Genomic DNA, 16,153 nt, shown 5'->3' with positions numbered 1-16,153 from the left:
CGTGCCTATTCATGGGAGGCATTCCCATTATTGCGTAGGCTCCAGTGCTCGTTTCGACTCTGCGGCATAGCGGTTCACCGGAATGGTGAGTCCTAAATTTTCTCGCAAAGTATTATGCTCATATTCCGTTCTAAAGAGGCCGCGTTCTTGCAATATAGGCACGACTAGCTCAACAAAATCAGATAATCCCCCCGGCACCACGGTGCGAATATTAAAGCCATCGGCGGCTTCCTCCTCGAACCATTGCTGGATCAGGTCAGCGATCTTCTCCGGTGTGCCCATAAATGCGCCCCTTGGCGTTGATGCACGAATGGCAACCTGGCGCAGTGTCAGGTTTTGCTCTTTCGCTTCTTTTTTTATTCGGTCAGTTGTACTGCGAAAGCTGTTGCTTCCGAACTCCCCTAGATCAGGAAACGGTTCATCAAGAGGATATTGGGAGAAATCGAAATGCTCGAAGTATCGGCCCAAATAATCAAGTGCACTTTCAATAGTGACTAGCTCTGCCACCTCCTTATATTTGCGCTCGACTTCCTCATCCGTACGTCCAACAATCGGTCCGATGCCTGGGAAAATAAGGATATCCTCTGCGGAACGCCCATACAATTTAGCTCTGGATTTGACATCCCGGTAAAAAAGCTTCGCTTCCTCAATAGAATCATGTCCGGTATAAACGGCATCCGCCGATTTCGCTGCTAACTCCTTGCCCGATTCAGATGAACCGGCTTGGAAAACGACTGGATAGCCTTGCTTGGAGCGGGCGATATTAAGTGGTCCTTGCACAGAAAAGAATTGCCCTTGATGATTCAACCGATGCATTTTCTCCGAATTAAAAAACACGCCGCTCTTTTTATCTGCTACAAAAGCATCGTCTTCCCATGAGTCCCACAGCCCTTTTACAACCTCCAGAAATTCCTCCGCTATTTGATAGCGTAAAGAGTGAGATGGATGCTCATCCTTACTGAAATTTTTCGCTGAGCCTTCAAGTGGTGAGGTCACAACGTTCCATCCCGCCCTGCCTCCGCTTAATTTATCAAGTGAACCAAACTGGCGCGCAACCGTAAAAGGCTCGCTATAGGATGAGGAAAGCGTTGCTACAAGGCCAATCTTGGAAGTGACTGCGCTTAAAGCAGACAATATAGTAAGCGGCTCGAACCTGTTTAAAAAATGGGGGTTGGATTTTTCATTTATATAGAGGCCATCCGCAATAAAAAGAAGATCGAATTTTCCTGCCTCCGCAATTAATGCCTGCTGCCTATAGAACTCAAAATCAACACTCGCTTCGGTTGACACCTGTGGATGCTTCCAATAGGACATACTATTACCAACACCATTAATATTTGCACCAAGCTTCAACATTCGTCGTTTAGACATATTCGCACTCCTTAGCTTATAGTTTATTCGTTAATACCAATTATTCATATAGGAATTAATTTAAATCTTACTTTATCTCTCACAGTTAGTCTAATAGACATTTTCTATTTAAAAATATAAAAATCTGATCCATGTGACATTTTCAGAACGAAAGCTGTACATCAGCGTGGGGAGCTTCTAAGAAGAGCGGTCAGTGCTGTACCACGTGCAACACTCCAGCGCGTGGTGCGGCCCGGCGCTGCATGGCGACCGGTCAAACACCACGCAGCATCCCGGAAGCGAACGATAATAGCGGAAGCGTTGTTCCTTTATCGCCCGGAAAATCCCAAAAACAGAGAGACAACGGAACGGCTAGTTCCGTTATCTCTCTGTTTTTGGGCATATTGCGCCTATTCATCCGAAATAACGGAATCCCGACTTCCGCTATAGCCTCGAATTGGAAGCGGCAGACAAAATAACGGAAATCACTGTTCCGTTTCGCACCACGCAACACTCCAGCGCGTGGTGCGGCCCGGCGCCGCATGGCGACCAGCCGAACACCACGCAGCATCCCGGAAGCGAACGATAATAGCGGAAGCGTTGTTCCTTTATCGCCCGGAAAGCCCAAAAACAGAGAGACAACGGAACGGCTAGTTCCGTTATCTCTCTGTTTTTGGGCATATTGCGCCTATTCATCCGAAATAACGGAATCCCGACTTCCGCTATAGCCTCGAATTGGATGCGGTAAACAAAATAACGGAAATGTCTGTTCCGTTTCGCACCGCGCGCAGCGATTCTGCACGCGGTGTGGCGCTGCATGACCGTCGATCAGCTGCAACTTTCCTACAGAACTCCAGGTTGCTTCGCGCTTCGCTTCGATGCTACCCACAAACCCTTCTGATCATTGAGCAAGTTAAACGCAAAAAAACCAGATCAGCCTCAAAGGCCTCACTGGTTTATGTAAAGATCTATTTACAGGATTAAGCAGATACCACTTTGATCACGTTGCGAACGGAATCAGCGGATTTATCAAGAGCAGTCTTCTCTTCAGGCAGAAGCTCCAATTCGAAAATTTTCTCGATGCCTTCGCCGCCCAACAATGTAGGTACGCCCATGAACAAGTTGTCATAGCCATATTCGCCTTGAAGCAATGCGATAGCAGGGATAATACGCTTCTTGTCCTTGATGATAGCTTCAGCCATTTGAACAAGGGATGCTGCAGGTGCATAGTATGCGCTGCCGTTGCCCAACAGGTTAACGATTTCGCCGCCGCCTGTACGAGTACGTTGTACAATAGCTTCGATGCGATCAGCAGGAATCAATTTCTCGATTGGAATACCGCCAACATTGGAGTAACGTACCAAAGGAACCATGTCATCACCATGACCGCCCAATACGAAGCCGCGCACATCTTCAACAGATACGTTCAACTCTTGAGCGATAAATGTGCAATAACGTGCTGTATCCAATACGCCGGATTGGCCGATTACGCGTTCTTTTGGGAAACCCAAAGCTTGGTAAGCCACATAAGTCATAGCATCAACCGGGTTGCTCAAAATGATTACAATGGAGTTAGGGCTCGTTCTTTTTACGTTTTCGCAAACGGATCTTACGATGCCTGCATTCGTGTTAACGAGATCATCACGGCTCATACCCGGTTTACGAGCGATACCTGCTGTGATGATAACGATATCGGAGTTAGCTGTATCGTCGTAGTTGGAAGTACCAACGATGTTGCTGTCGAATCCTTGAACAGGCGAAGCTTCCAGCATGTCCAAAGCTTTACCTTTTGTAGGATTTTCCAGCTGTGGGATGTCCAGCAATACAACGTCTCCCAATTCTTTTTGAGCTGCTAGAAATGCAGTAGTCGCTCCAGTAAAACCAGCTCCGACAACAGTTATCTTTTTACGTGCGATTGCCATGATTAATTACCTCCTGAAATGTAGTTTCTAAAGATTCAAAAAGTGAGCTAACCAGGTTTAGGGATGTGCCTCCGGCCGTTGTTGAAAGTGTGTTCTTACACATTTCCCGAATCCTTATCACTCTTTTTGAAAAATTGTAAAAGCAACCTTTCACTCGGTTGAGTGTGCTCTCGCTGACGTACGCGTTGCTTTCTACTCACAGCTAACTTCGAACCAATTTCACATACACGCTAAAAGCGTGTCAGCGAGACGCTTGGGCGTTAGCCTCAAGCTCTCGCTGACGTACGCGCTCCACGTTCCCCAAGTCCCATCGAAGCTCCTCACTCCCGCCACAGACAACCTTCGTGGTCCAGGAGGCAAAACCTCTAGGGTCTCCCCCTCACTAAGGGGGATTTAAGGGATGTATTACGCCATATGCTTGATGATTTGGTCAGCGAACTCGGAGCATTTTACTTCAGTAGCGCCTTCCATCAAACGTGCAAAGTCATAAGTAACGGTTTTGTTGTTGATCGATGTTTCCATACCTTTGTAGATCAACTCAACAGCTTCCAACCAGCCCAGGTGCTCAAGCATCATAACGCCGGACAAGATTACGGAACCTGGGTTTACTACGTCCAAGCCAGCATACTTAGGAGCAGTACCATGAGTAGCTTCGAAGATCGCGTGTCCAGTTACATAGTTAATATTTGCTCCAGGAGCAATACCAATACCGCCAACTTGTGCAGCCAATGCATCGGACAAGTAGTCGCCGTTCAGGTTCAATGTAGCGATAACGTCGAAATCAGTAGGACGAGTCAAAACTTGCTGCAACGCGATATCCGCGATAGCGTCTTTTACGATAACTTTGCCAGCTGCTTCAGCATCTTTTTGTGCTTGATTTGCAGCATCTGTACCTTGCTCAGCTTTGATTCTATCGTATTGTGCCCAAGTGAAAGTTTTATCGCCGAATTCTCTTTCAGCCAGCTCATAACCCCAGTTCTTGAATGCACCTTCAGTAAATTTCATGATGTTGCCTTTGTGTACCAGAGTCAATGTTTTACGGTTGTGCTTGATTGCGTACTCGATTGCAGCGCGAACCAAACGCTCAGTACCTTCGGAGGAAACAGGCTTAACACCGATACCGGAAGTTTCAGGGAAACGGATTTTCTTAACGCCCATTTCATTTTGCAAGAAATCGATCACTTTCTTAACTTCAGCGGAACCAGCTTCCCACTCGATACCTGCATAGATATCTTCTGTATTTTCACGGAAAATAACCATGTCAACAAGCTCAGGACGTTTAACAGGGGATGGTACGCCGTTGAAATAACGAACTGGACGAGAGCATACATACAGGTCAAGCTCTTGACGAAGTGCTACGTTCAAAGAACGGATACCGCCGCCGATTGGAGTTGTCAAAGGACCTTTGATAGCTACGATGTATTCACGAATAGCTGTCAAAGTGTCATTTGGCAACCAGCTGTTGTATTTATTAAAAGCTTTTTCGCCGGCATATACTTCGTACCAAGCGATTTTCTTTTCGCCTTTGTATGCTTTTTCTACAGCTGCATCCAATACGCGTTTGGAAGCTGCCCAGATGTCAGGACCTGTTCCGTCGCCTTCAATAAAAGGAATGATAGGGTTGTTAGGTACGTTTAGCTTGCCGTCCGTGATAGTAATTTTTTCGCCTTCAGTAGGTGCGCTAAAGTTTTCGAATTGAGTCATGATTTCGTTTGCCTCCTTAAAATTGGGAAAGTATAAACACAAAATTGAACGGGAGCCACGGCGCTTGTCCAGTTCAAAAGAACCAGACTTGGATCACGCTGTAACAACCCGTTGGTTGCAGTAGACTTTATTGAAATCGATTAACGATTATCAATCGGAACATATTTTTGGTTGGAAAGACCTGTGTACTCAGCGCGAGGACGGATCAAACGATTGTTCTCGAACTGCTCAAGAATGTGAGCTGTCCATCCGGATGTACGGCTTACCGCAAAAATCGGTGTGAATAAATCACGAGGAATCTCCAGAGAAGTATAAACGGAAGCGGAGTAAAAGTCCACATTTGGCTTTAAGCCTTTTTGTCCGGTTACGATTTCTTCGATCTTAATTGACATATTATACCAGTTCATATTACCTGTAATTTTGCCCAACTGTTCGGACATTTTTTGCAAATGCTTGGCACGTGGATCGCCGTTTTTGTATACACGGTGACCAAAGCCCATAATTTTTTCTTTATTAGCCAGCTTCTCGTTGACATAGGCCTCTGCTTTTTCAAAAGTACCGATATCCTCAAGCATAGCCATAACCGCTTCATTCGCACCGCCATGTAATGGTCCTTTAAGAGCTCCGATAGCAGAAGTTACGCCGGAATAAATGTCGGACAATGTAGCTACAGTAACGCGAGCCGCGAAAGTTGATGCGTTCAATTCGTGGTCTGCATGCAGCACCAAAGCTTTATCCAATGCTTCGATTGCCACTTTATCCGGGTCTTTGCCAATCAGCATGTATAGGAAATTCTCGGCAACGGAATCGCTTTGCTTAGGAGCAATCGGCTCTTTGCCTTCACGAATACGAGCAAATGCAGCAATGATAGTAGGAATTTGAGCTTGCAATTTAATCGCTTTGCGCAGGTTGGATTCCGGCGACATATCGTTAGCTTCTTCGTCATACAAGGCCAGACTGGAAACAGCCGTACGAAGTGCAGCCATCGAATTCGTATCCTTAGGATACGTTCTGATTTGATCGATCACTTGACTTGGTACAGCTGCATATTGATTTAGATCTTTAACCAATTGAGCCAATTCGGAACGGTTAGGCAGCTTGCCATACCATAGCAAATAAGCTACCTCTTCAAATGTCGCATTTTCAGCCAAATCATCAATATCATAGCCGCGGTAAGTTAAAACACCGTCAATAATGGAGCTGATCGAGGACGTTGTAGCAACAATGCCTTCTAAACCTTTAGTAGCAGTCAAAACAATCTCTCCTTTACTTTACATGTTCGTATAATAACTACTATATCATAAATTACTGTTCACAAGAAAAACTCCTGATCGAAGTCCTTTTCGAAGAAATACATTCGTTACGGTATCATTCATTTTACCCAAGGTCGAATGTTTATTACTCTACTATAATTGATTTGGCAAACAATGTGAACAAAACAAGACATAAAAATTCATTATCAGCACAATAAACTTATGCTATCCCTTAATATTAAGATTGACTCCAGACACTCGATGCTACGGGCTTATTCTTTCCATTATCCGCTTAATGAACCCTAATAAATCATGGTGAATGAATCATATTGTGTGGAAAATGCAGGCTGGAAATCGCAGCGGACCTAATTAGTGATTCGTATGCCCCAGACAAAAAAAAACTCTCAATCCTTGAGGAAAGAGAGTTATTTGTTCAATAGCAATCAGCTCCCTATTCAAATAACGCTCGCTTTGGAGCCTTCTATAAGATTTGGATCAATTGTGTTTGTGCTGCTGTTCTCGTTGTTCGCAACACTCCCAATTGAATCACCAGGAGAAAATGCTGCTGCACCCCCATAGTTTCTGGAGGAGCTTGAAAGCACGATGCAAGCAGTATCCCCGATTTGAACGTTTGAACTTTGGCTAACGCTATTAATCTTAATATTTCCGACGATTGAGGGCATTGGTTGAAACCTCTTCCATCAAATTTACAAGCTAATGTAATATGTTATGGAATTATCGCCCAAACGTTCCGCTTCAGCTCCAGGGATGCTAAGACTGGAAAGTAGACAAATAACACAGAACCCATAGGTTTATGAGAGTCATACCTGTAATGAAGTTTTTTCCCTACAATTTGAAACTGTTAAATTATTGTTAGAAATTTTGCTCTCACTGAAATAGGTGGTAAAATAGTGCTTATATGTCCAAAAAAAATTAATGTTCACTAAAAGCGATACGCTACAATGTGCACACTATGGAGGAGTCTTATGCCAAACAGCCGCAGAATCGGCATCATTGATATCGGTTCCAATTCCATACGTCTTGTTATTTATGAAATAAATCCGCTAAATGCCTATAGAGTTATTGGAGAATTCAAGCAATCCGCCCGGTTAAGCCAAAGAATTGGTCCTGACAATACTCTGCCGCCTGACGATGTTCAAGCTATTGTCGGGATTTTATCGCATTTTAAACAAATATGTAATGCTAATCAGGTGACGGAAATTCGTGCAGCGGCGACAGCTGCCATACGTAATGCTGCTAATTCTCAAGCTATCATTCAAACGTTACATATTGAGTCCGGCATACAAGTTGAGCTTCTATCCGGCGAGGACGAAGCAAGGCTCGGTTTTCTTGGCATGATTCATTCATTGGATATTCCAGATGGAATCGTTATCGATATTGGTGGGGGGAGCACAGAGGTTACGATATTCCGCAACCGCACAAGATTGAAAAGTGTCTCGTTTCCATTTGGTGCGGTAAATACAGGCCGCAGATTTGCTACCAACGGTGATTGCAGCGAAGAGCAATTAAAACAAATTCGCCACATGGTTCAAGAAGCCGTTGCTAACGAGCCGTGGATTAAAATGCATCCCGGATTGCCTCTTATAGGGCTAGGTGGAACGATCCGCAGCCTTTGCAAGATCAATCAAAAAAGGCAAAAGTACTCACTTCCGGTTACACATAATTACCCTATATCCTCCATGGATATGGATGAGCTGATGCAATGGCTGTCCTCCCTCCCAAGTGATAAGAGAAAGAAAGTGGATGGCTTATCCAAAGAACGATTCGACATCATTGTTCCTGGAATGATCCTTTTGCAAACCTTGTTCGAAGCAACAGGCTCAACCCATTATGTAATTAGCGGCGCAGGCTTGCGCGACGGGCTATTCCTTGAAACTTTTTTACCTGATCATTTTGCTTCCATGAGCCTTCTGGAGCATAGCACACGCAACCTTCTGGCCCTTCACTCCACAGCCCCTGTCGCCCATCTGGAGCAGGTTACAGCGAATGCTGCAGTGCTGTTTAATGCTCTGCAAGCCATACATGAATTGGACGGTCGCAGCCTGCAAGTATTGCGCGCTGCCGCCTTATTGCACCGTATCGGCGTGGCTGTAAATTATTATCAGTTTGTTAAGCATTCCTTTTATTTAATTGCCCATTCCCGGCTCGACGGACTATCTCACAGAGAAACTCTTGTATGCGCAGCTGCCGCTTCCTATAAAACCAAAAACAAAGCCCAGCAGGTTTGTTTGCAGCATAAGGATATACTGTCCGATGTCGATTTGGATGTAATTACAAAGCTCGGAACGATTCTCCAACTGGCAATAGCTTTGGATATTTCCGAAACACAATCAATATCGTCGATCACCGCCGATATTGATCCCAAAAGCTTACTTATCCATGCTCAATTGAAAAAAGACCCCTCTTTTGAATTAAGAGAGGCCGAATCTGTACAAAAGGAATTCAGCAAAATTTGGGGCTTGAAGCCGATTATTCATACTTCTTGATGCTGCGGCTTCTTTTTCCATGATTTAATTTTCATTGCTTCAAACTGGCTGCGCAGCGGTTTCTTCTCATTGACTATCCGTGAATATAAGCCGCTCGACTGCAGCAGGCGTGCCTTGACGTTGTCCCCCAAGCTTAGCTCAAGTATCCGGATCAGCGTTTCCTGAAGATGCTTGTCAAACACTGGACAAATAAGCTCAATTCTCCGAGTTAAATTCCGCGTCATCCAATCCGCACTGGAAATATACACTTCTGGCTCTTGATCGTTTTGGAAATATAAAATACGCGAGTGCTCCAAAAACCTGTCGACTATGCTAATAACCTGAATATTTTCGCTTAATCCCGGTACGCCCGGACGCAAGCAGCAAACACCGCGTATGATTAAATCTATCTTGACTCCGGCTTTGGAAGCCTCGTACAGCTCCTCCACCATCTGTTGATTCGATAAGGAATTTAGCTTGGCAATAATATGAGCCGGCTTGCCCTCTAAGGCATGCTGGGCTTCACGGCGTATTTTCTCGAACAGCTTATCCTTCAAGTCTGTGGGCGCGACTCCAAACGCCTTCCAATTATGCGGTGCGGAATAACCCGTAACTTCGTTAAAGAGCGCAGACGCATCCTCTCCAATGATCATATGGGATGTGAACAGACCTACATCTGTATACAGCCTCGCAGTGCTGTCATTATAATTGCCTGTCCCTACATGCACATAACGCCGCAATCCGTCCTGTTCCTGACGCACTACCAATGTGATTTTTGCATGTGTTTTCAAGCCAACCAGACCATATACAACATGGCAACCAGCCTGCTCAAGCTTTCTGGCCCAAGCAATATTACGCTCCTCGTCAAACCGCGCCTTCAGCTCAACCACAACCGTAACCTGCTTGCCGGACTCCGCAGCACTTGCCAAAGCTTGAATCAACGGTGAATTTCCGCTAACCCGATACAACGTCATTTTGATAGCCAAAACTTGACTGTCGTAGGCCGCTTGGCAAATAAAATCAGTTACAGCATCAAAAGATTCATAAGGATGATAGAGCAGTACATCCTGATGCTTCAGCTTATTAAAAATATCTTCCGTGTCAGCCAATTCATGAGGATAAGCAGCCTCAACCGGCTTATACCTCAATTGCTCATAACCTTTTAAAGTGCCTGCCAGCTTCATAAAATAAGTCAAATCCAAAGGACCGTCGATTTCAAAAATATTGTCCATAATTTCGAATTCATCCTGAAGCACAGTGAGCGCATACGGATGAATTCCCTTCTGCACCTCCAGACGGACCGGAGAGCCCCAGCGCCGGCGGCGCAGCTCCTTCTCAATTTCCTCCAACAGATCCTCCGCGCCTTCTTCATTCAAGGTTAAATCGGCATTGCGCGTCAATCTGAAGCCATGTACAGAAATAGGAGTGTAGCCGGAAAACAACGTATGGATATGCTGTTCAATTAAATCCTCCAGAAGGACAAATTCATGCTTCTTGCTGTTGGATCGTGCAGGCACCTCAATACAACGCGATAAATTGGAGGGAACCTGAACAATGGCAAAATAAGGCTCGTCCTCCGGGTCATCGCCTTCCTTCATCAGAACTACCGCTAAATATACAGCTTGAGTATGTACCAAGGGAAATGGACGGCTCTGATCGACTGCCATAGGGGTCAGCACTGGAAATACGATTTCATGATAGTAAGAATCCATCGCTTTGCGCTGATTCATATTGAGGTCTTCGTAATCCGTAAAGAGAATGCCTTCTTTGGCCAGCTGCCTGGTAACGTCACGATATGATTTGTATTGTTCCGCTACCATTTTGGCCGACCGCTTCATGATACGTTTGAATAAACCTGCCGGTGTGTAGCCGGTAAAATCCTTTTTCACGTACCCGGCTTTAATCTGATCTTTGACCCCAGCAACACGAACGCTCATAAATTCATCCAAATTGGATGAAACGATGGCAAGGAATTTGACCCTTTCCAGCAACGGTGTATCGGCATCCTGAGCTTCCTCAAGCACCCGCCAGTTAAACTCGATCCAGCTCAAGTCGCGATTGATATAGTTTGATGAAGCTTCTCTTTCTCTTTGCGCCATCTCTTTCATATTGTCCTCGTAACCTCCATAGGATTCGACCGTTTTCGCGAATGAAATAAACAAAAGCGAGCTAATCTATTATCATTCATCTATCTTCATGGTAGTTCGACAATGTAATCAGAAGATGTGAAGTTTGTAAATTGTATGTAAAGATGAGAAAAGCTTTTTTTGATTAAGATACATTCATGTCTTTGTAAGTATCTCTTTCTATAAGCAGCTTATCGTTGAATATTTTATTGCATTTGCAGTAATTTATACAGTTCAGGAGCCGCTTTGTCGATACGCGTCGGCTTCCAATCCCGATTCACCCACACATGCCGCGTGCTCCCACTAACGAGCAGCTCGGTTCCGCGTCTAATTTCCGAACTAAAATGCACTCGCAAATGTGTATATTCTTCAATCCTTGTACATATGGTTATCAAATCATCGTATTTAGCCGGAAGCTTGAACTGCATCTGCGCATCCACTAAAGGCAGCAGTAATCCCTGCTCTTCGATTTTATGATAAGGCATGCCAAGGGTGCGAATTAACTCAGTCCGGCCTATTTCAAACCAATTTAAATAATTCGCATGATAAACGACACCCATTTGATCCGTCTCTTGATAACGAACCCTTATTGTATGCTCAAACCATGGTGATGAAGAAGACGACACATAGGAACCCCCTTAGAGATATCGCAAGAAATCTATTGGTCATGAGTAAAAAAAAAAGAGTGAAACCGATGTATAGACTCGACTTCACTCTTGGGGGGAAGCTACAACGCCCTAGCTTCTATTATAGGACGCGTGCACGACCCGAATAGATTACGCCTACTTCCGGATAGATCGATACCTCTACACCGTCTCTGATGAGCTCCAAAGCGCCATCAACACCAACAATAACAGGCTTGCTCAAGCTGATGCCGACAACTGCCGCGTGGGAAGTAATGCCGCCTGTCTCTGTAATGATTGCAGAAGCTTTCTCAATGGCAGGGATGTATTCCTTGTCCGTAGTTAAGGTAACAAGAATGCAGCCTTCCACCGCTTTGGCATTAGCTTCTTGTGCAGTGCGGGCAACGACAACCTTGCCGGTAGCGATTTGTGTTCCAATACCTTGACCCTTGGCAATCATTTCACCAATTTGGTGAACTTTAATTATGTTTGTTGTTCCCGAGCGGCCTACAGGTACGCCTGCCGTAATGACAACTGTATCGCCAAGGCTAACATGGCCGGCTTTTACACTGCTGTCTACTGCATGCTCGAACAGCTCGTCCGTCGTTTTGCAGTCTTCACCTTTAATTGGCACAACACCCCATACCAACGATAGACGGCGCAAAACATGATCAATTGGAGTAACGGCAATGATTGGAGCTTTCGGACGGTATTTGGAAACCATACGTGCCGTATATCCGCTTTCCGTAGCTGTCAAAATCGCTCTCGCTTCCAAATCCAAAGCTGAGCTGGCTACCGCTTGGCTGATTGCTTCGGTAACTGTTTTTTGCTGTGCATTGCTTTGACGAATGAAAATTTCGCGATGCTCAAGCGCCGCTTCTGCACGCTCAGAAATTTTGGCCATAGTCAAAACGGACTCAATCGGGTATTTCCCAGCAGCCGTTTCGCCTGACAGCATAACAGCATCCGTTCCATCAAAAATCGCATTCGCCACGTCACTTGCTTCCGCACGAGTCGGACGCGGGTTGCGCTGCATCGAATCCAACATCATAGTAGCTGTAATAACCGGTTTACCCGCCTGGTTACATTTTTTGATCATTGCCTTTTGTACGATCGGCACATCTTCAGCAGGAATCTCAACTCCAAGGTCACCACGCGCTACCATCAAACCATCCGAAACCTCAAGGATTTCATCCAAATTATCGACACCCTCTTGGTTTTCGATTTTGGAAATAATCTGAATATGGTTGGCATTGTGACGTTCCAGAATTTCACGAATCTCAATAACGTCACTCGCTTTGCGCACGAATGAAGCAGCGATGAAATCTACCCCCTGCTCAATACCAAACACTATATCATTAGCGTCCTTTTCCGTAATACCAGGCAAATTGATTTTCACGCCAGGTACATTAACGCCCTTCTTACCGCCCAACAGACCCCCGTTAACGATACGGCATTTGATTTCGGTGCTGTTCACATCCGCAACTTCCAAACCGATCAAACCATCGTCAATTAAAATGGTCGCACCAATTTTAACATCCTTCGGCAAATCTTTATACGTAATATGAACACGCTCAGCGTCCCCAACAATTTCTTCTGTTGTCAGTGTAATAAAGTTGTCTTGAACAAGCTCAACCTTCTGGTCATCCTTCAGCTTGCCTGTACGAATCTCCGGTCCCTTGGTATCCAACAGGATGGCTACGATTTTATCCAATTCCTGAGAAGCTTGGCGTACATTCTTGATCCGGTTGCCGTGCTCTTCAAAGTCGCCGTGTGAGAAGTTCAGTCTAGCTACGTTCATACCTGCATTTATAAGCTTTTTGAACATGTCCAGTGATTCGCTCACCGGACCGATTGTACATACAATTTTCGTTTTACGCATGATTATGATTACCCTCCTGAATGTAAGTAAACCTTCCGATTTGTCTGAACTTTTTATACCGATCTTCGACTAGTTCTTTCTCTGTAAGAGCCGTTAGTTCCTGCAAATGCTTTATTAAGGTTTGTTTAATCTCCAGAGCCAATGATTGGACATCACGGTGGGCTCCTCCGCGTGGTTCTTGGATAATCCCGTCGATAACGCCAAGATTTAAAATATGCTCCGCAGTGATTTTCATGGCATCAGCTGCTTCCCCTGACCTTGATGCATCTTTATATAGGATCGATGAAGCCGCCTCAGGCGTACTAACTGAATAAATCGCGTTCTCCAGCATAAAGACCCGGTTGCCTACTCCTAATGCAAGCGCGCCTCCGCTTCCGCCTTCCCCGATAACTACACATAGAATTGGAACTCCAAAAGAAGCCATTTCCATTAGATTTCTGGCAATTGCTTCGCTTTGTCCACGCTCTTCAGCTGCGCTGCCGGGATAAGCTCCAGGCGTATCGATAAAAGTAATGATAGGACGTTTAAACTTGTTCGCTTGTTTCATTAATCGCAAGCCTTTACGCAGTCCGTCAGGATGAGGCATACCGAAGTGTCTTGCAATATTATCCTTCGTATCCTTACCCTTTTGATGGCCGACCACCGTTACCGGTATTCCGTTCAAACGCGCCAATCCACCGACGATAGCCAAGTCGTCACCATATAACCTATCGCCATGCAGCTCCATAAAATCTGTAAAAATAAGCTGTATGTAATCCAAAGTCGTTGGACGCTGAGGATGACGAGCCAGCTGCATTTTCTCAGAGGTCGACATGCTGCTGTATAGCTGAGCAGCCAGCTGCTCGTAGCGCTGCTCCAATCGGGCTATTTCATCCGAGAAGTCCATTTGCTTATCAGAGCCGAATTTCCTAAGCTCCTCAATTTTGGCCTTTAGCTCAAGAAGCGGCTGCTCAAAGGGCAATTCACCCGCCATTTGCCACATCCCCCTTCACTACGTGCATATCCAATAGTCTAACTAGCGTGCCTTTAATTTCCTTACGGGCTACTACCATATCCACATGACCATGCTTTAAGTTGAACTCTGCTGTCTGGAAGTTATCCGGAAGCTTCTGACGGATCGTCTGTTCAATAACCCGGCGCCCGGTAAAACCGAAGGCTGCTCCAGGCTCAGCAATAATGTAATCACCAAGCATCGCATAACTAGCCGAAACGCCTCCGAAGGTCGGATCTGTAATTACCGAAATAAACAAGCCGCCTTGTTCATTCAACTGAGCTATGGCTGCGCTTGTCTTGGCCATTTGCATCAAGCTGAGTATACTCTCCTGCATGCGGGCTCCCCCGGAGGTGGAGAATACAATCAACGGATATTTCTTCTGAATGGCATGCTCAATAGCTATCGTCACTTTCTCACCGACAACAGAACCAAGAGAGCCGCCCATAAAATCGAAGCTCATTACAGCAACGATGACCGGAAAACCGCCTATAGTTCCTTCGCCTGTAATAACCGCGTCACTCATGCCAGTAGCTTCCGTAGCTTTATTGTATTTGTTCACATAATCCGGAAATTCAAGCGGATCCTCTGAAATCATTTCACTATCATATTCAAAAAAACGGCCCTCATCCATAACCAACTGAATGCGCTCGACCGCATTTAATTTGAAATGATAACCACAGGCTGTACAAACCTTAAGGTTTTTGTCCAATTCCTTAGTAAATTGAATGGTGGCGCACTTCGGACATTTATTCATTAAGCCTTCAGGAATTTCCCTTCTTGGCTTGTCCTCAGGAACTATTTTCACACCATCCGCCGCACGCTGAACAGGTCTATCCGAGCCTGGTATTGTGGCGTACTTTCTCTTCTTCTGAAATAAATCTTTAAATTGCACGATCTGCACCTCGCTTGCGGTTGATGTTCAAATGCGGTCCATCTAAGATCTATGCAAAATGGAATTCAGCACATCTTGAACCTCTTCCAGTTCACCTTCAGGGACTACAATTTCAAACTGGTTTTTCGTCATATTAATGGCCCGCACCTGGACAAGAAAGCCCTCTTCTGTCAGTTTCGTCTTGATTCTATCCGCAATTTTCGCTGTCGGAGCTATATAAATAACGGTCCACATGAAAAAAGACCTCCTGAACATAATGCACTAATAATATCATATCTTCTCTTTTTCCCGCAACAAAGGCTTATTGCTAATTATAATGTGTATGGAAATACCGAGGCCAGCTCCCGTCAGAGCGGCCGCAGGTATATAATCATCCCTTTATGTTGGTTCGTCTTTCGTATGCGGCACATCCAGATCCATTTCATCTTGATGCCTGTGAGCTATACGTGCGGATGCTGCAGCGGCAAGGCCGGCAACTAAATCATCAAGAAATACATGAATACCGCTTGGGTGGTCATTGAGCTCCCGTATAATTCCCATCTTTTCTTTATCCAAATAGCCAAAGCTGGTTAGGCCAATCATACCATAGACATGTACAATACCGAGAGCCAACGTCTCATCGACACCATACAAGGATTCATCACGTTCCATAATGGATTGCAGCGGCTCAGGAAGCAGCTTTTGTTCAGCCAATTCATCCAAAGCAATGCCTGTATATAAGGTATATTGCACTTCTCGCTTTTTCAAAACGGTAAGGACGCTGTCGATGCAGTCTTCCTTTTGCAGCTGCGGATTGTAAGGAAACTGCAGCTTGTAAACGATATCGGCCACCTTCTCAACGGTGACTCCCCGTCTTCCCAAGCTTTCCACTATGTGCTGATGGGACATGTGACATCGCCTCCTCCATAACTCGGAATGACC

Annotated in this window: 14 protein-coding genes; 1 reads left to right on the top strand and 13 read right to left on the bottom strand. The window is 45.2% G+C overall.

All coding sequences use genetic code 11. From position 1 onward, the window contains the following. Positions 1-27 precede the first annotated feature (27 nt). The 6 genes from NV381_RS26085 to NV381_RS26060 all read right to left on the bottom strand — a co-directional run bounded on the left by NV381_RS26085 (position 28) and on the right by NV381_RS26060 (position 6,912). On the bottom strand, positions 28-1,371 hold the full coding sequence (locus NV381_RS26085) for an LLM class flavin-dependent oxidoreductase (protein ID WP_258216229.1): 1,344 nt from the start codon (positions 1,369-1,371) through the stop codon (positions 28-30). A 253-nt stretch (positions 1,372-1,624) separates the two neighbouring features. Then, a complete protein-coding gene (locus tag NV381_RS26080) occupies positions 1,625-1,978 on the bottom strand; it encodes a hypothetical protein (protein WP_258216228.1) in 354 nt (117 codons plus the stop codon). A 352-nt stretch (positions 1,979-2,330) separates the two neighbouring features. Next, complete coding sequence (gene mdh, locus NV381_RS26075; protein WP_258216227.1) at positions 2,331-3,272, bottom strand: malate dehydrogenase; 942 nt, start codon at positions 3,270-3,272, stop codon at positions 2,331-2,333. Between the two features lie 405 nt (positions 3,273-3,677). Continuing rightward, complete coding sequence (icd, locus tag NV381_RS26070) at positions 3,678-4,976, bottom strand: NADP-dependent isocitrate dehydrogenase (RefSeq protein ID WP_258216226.1); 1,299 nt, start codon at positions 4,974-4,976, stop codon at positions 3,678-3,680. A gap of 140 nt (positions 4,977-5,116) precedes the next feature. Further along, the gene (gene citZ / locus NV381_RS26065) at positions 5,117-6,229 is read right to left on the bottom strand and encodes a citrate synthase (RefSeq protein WP_258216225.1); all 1,113 of its coding nucleotides are present in this window, start codon (positions 6,227-6,229) and stop codon (positions 5,117-5,119) included. Positions 6,230-6,684: 455 nt separating this feature from the next. Continuing rightward, on the bottom strand, positions 6,685-6,912 hold the full coding sequence (locus NV381_RS26060) for a spore germination protein (protein ID WP_258216224.1): 228 nt from the start codon (positions 6,910-6,912) through the stop codon (positions 6,685-6,687). A gap of 303 nt (positions 6,913-7,215) precedes the next feature. On the opposite strand from NV381_RS26060, the gene NV381_RS26055 reads away from it, so the two are divergent. Further along, positions 7,216-8,736: a Ppx/GppA family phosphatase gene (locus NV381_RS26055; protein WP_258216223.1), complete on the top strand. Its 1,521-nt coding sequence runs from the start codon at positions 7,216-7,218 to the stop codon at positions 8,734-8,736. Here the strand turns inward: NV381_RS26055 and NV381_RS26050 are convergent. From NV381_RS26050 to NV381_RS26020, 7 genes are all read right to left on the bottom strand, one after another. After that, on the bottom strand, positions 8,724-10,823 hold the full coding sequence (locus NV381_RS26050) for an RNA degradosome polyphosphate kinase (RefSeq protein ID WP_258216222.1): 2,100 nt from the start codon (positions 10,821-10,823) through the stop codon (positions 8,724-8,726). The genes NV381_RS26055 and NV381_RS26050 overlap by 13 nt on opposite strands. Before the next feature lie 224 nt (positions 10,824-11,047). Beyond that, on the bottom strand, positions 11,048-11,467 hold the full coding sequence (locus NV381_RS26045) for an acyl-CoA thioesterase (protein ID WP_258216221.1): 420 nt from the start codon (positions 11,465-11,467) through the stop codon (positions 11,048-11,050). 121 nt (positions 11,468-11,588) lie between these two features. After that, positions 11,589-13,346: a pyruvate kinase gene (gene pyk, locus NV381_RS26040; protein WP_258216220.1), complete on the bottom strand. Its 1,758-nt coding sequence runs from the start codon at positions 13,344-13,346 to the stop codon at positions 11,589-11,591. After that, positions 13,339-14,319 (bottom strand): acetyl-CoA carboxylase carboxyl transferase subunit alpha, encoded by a 981-nt coding sequence (gene accA / locus NV381_RS26035; protein WP_258216219.1) that lies wholly within the window; start codon positions 14,317-14,319, stop codon positions 13,339-13,341. Before accA ends, pyk begins: the two co-directional genes overlap by 8 nt. Then, the gene (accD, locus tag NV381_RS26030) at positions 14,309-15,232 is read right to left on the bottom strand and encodes an acetyl-CoA carboxylase, carboxyltransferase subunit beta (RefSeq protein ID WP_258216218.1); all 924 of its coding nucleotides are present in this window, start codon (positions 15,230-15,232) and stop codon (positions 14,309-14,311) included. Before accD ends, accA begins: the two co-directional genes overlap by 11 nt. A gap of 42 nt (positions 15,233-15,274) precedes the next feature. After that, positions 15,275-15,466, bottom strand: coding sequence for a glutamate decarboxylase (locus NV381_RS26025; RefSeq protein WP_133225429.1), 192 nt, complete (start codon positions 15,464-15,466; stop codon positions 15,275-15,277). Between the two features lie 144 nt (positions 15,467-15,610). After that, positions 15,611-16,120, bottom strand: coding sequence for a phosphatidylglycerophosphatase A (locus NV381_RS26020; RefSeq protein ID WP_258216217.1), 510 nt, complete (start codon positions 16,118-16,120; stop codon positions 15,611-15,613). Between the last annotated feature and the right edge of the window lie 33 nt (positions 16,121-16,153).

Origin of the sequence: Paenibacillus radicis (ex Xue et al. 2023) (genome assembly GCF_024722015.1) — a bacterium.
Lineage (GTDB): Bacteria > Bacillota > Bacilli > Paenibacillales > NBRC-103111 > Paenibacillus_S.
Note: the sequence above shows the minus strand (reverse complement) of the source record. Positions and strands in the feature narration are given on the sequence as shown.

Bases quoted from the DNA above. Each gene is read 5' to 3' on its own strand.
- NV381_RS26085 (WP_258216229.1), bottom strand. From the start codon at position 1,371: ATGTCTAAACGACGAATGTTGAAGCTTGGTGCAAATATTAATGGTGTT.
- mdh (WP_258216227.1), bottom strand. From the start codon at position 3,272: ATGGCAATCGCACGTAAAAAGATAACTGTTGTCGGAGCTGGTTTTACT.
- icd (WP_258216226.1), bottom strand. From the start codon at position 4,976: ATGACTCAATTCGAAAACTTTAGCGCACCTACTGAAGGCGAAAAAATT.
- NV381_RS26060 (WP_258216224.1), bottom strand. From the start codon at position 6,912: ATGCCCTCAATCGTCGGAAATATTAAGATTAATAGCGTTAGCCAAAGT.
- NV381_RS26055 (WP_258216223.1), top strand. From the start codon at position 7,216: ATGCCAAACAGCCGCAGAATCGGCATCATTGATATCGGTTCCAATTCC.
- NV381_RS26050 (WP_258216222.1), bottom strand. From the start codon at position 10,823: ATGAAAGAGATGGCGCAAAGAGAAAGAGAAGCTTCATCAAACTATATC.
- pyk (WP_258216220.1), bottom strand. From the start codon at position 13,346: ATGCGTAAAACGAAAATTGTATGTACAATCGGTCCGGTGAGCGAATCA.
- accA (WP_258216219.1), bottom strand. From the start codon at position 14,319: ATGGCGGGTGAATTGCCCTTTGAGCAGCCGCTTCTTGAGCTAAAGGCC.
- NV381_RS26025 (WP_133225429.1), bottom strand. From the start codon at position 15,466: ATGTGGACCGTTATTTATATAGCTCCGACAGCGAAAATTGCGGATAGA.
- NV381_RS26020 (WP_258216217.1), bottom strand. From the start codon at position 16,120: ATGTCCCATCAGCACATAGTGGAAAGCTTGGGAAGACGGGGAGTCACC.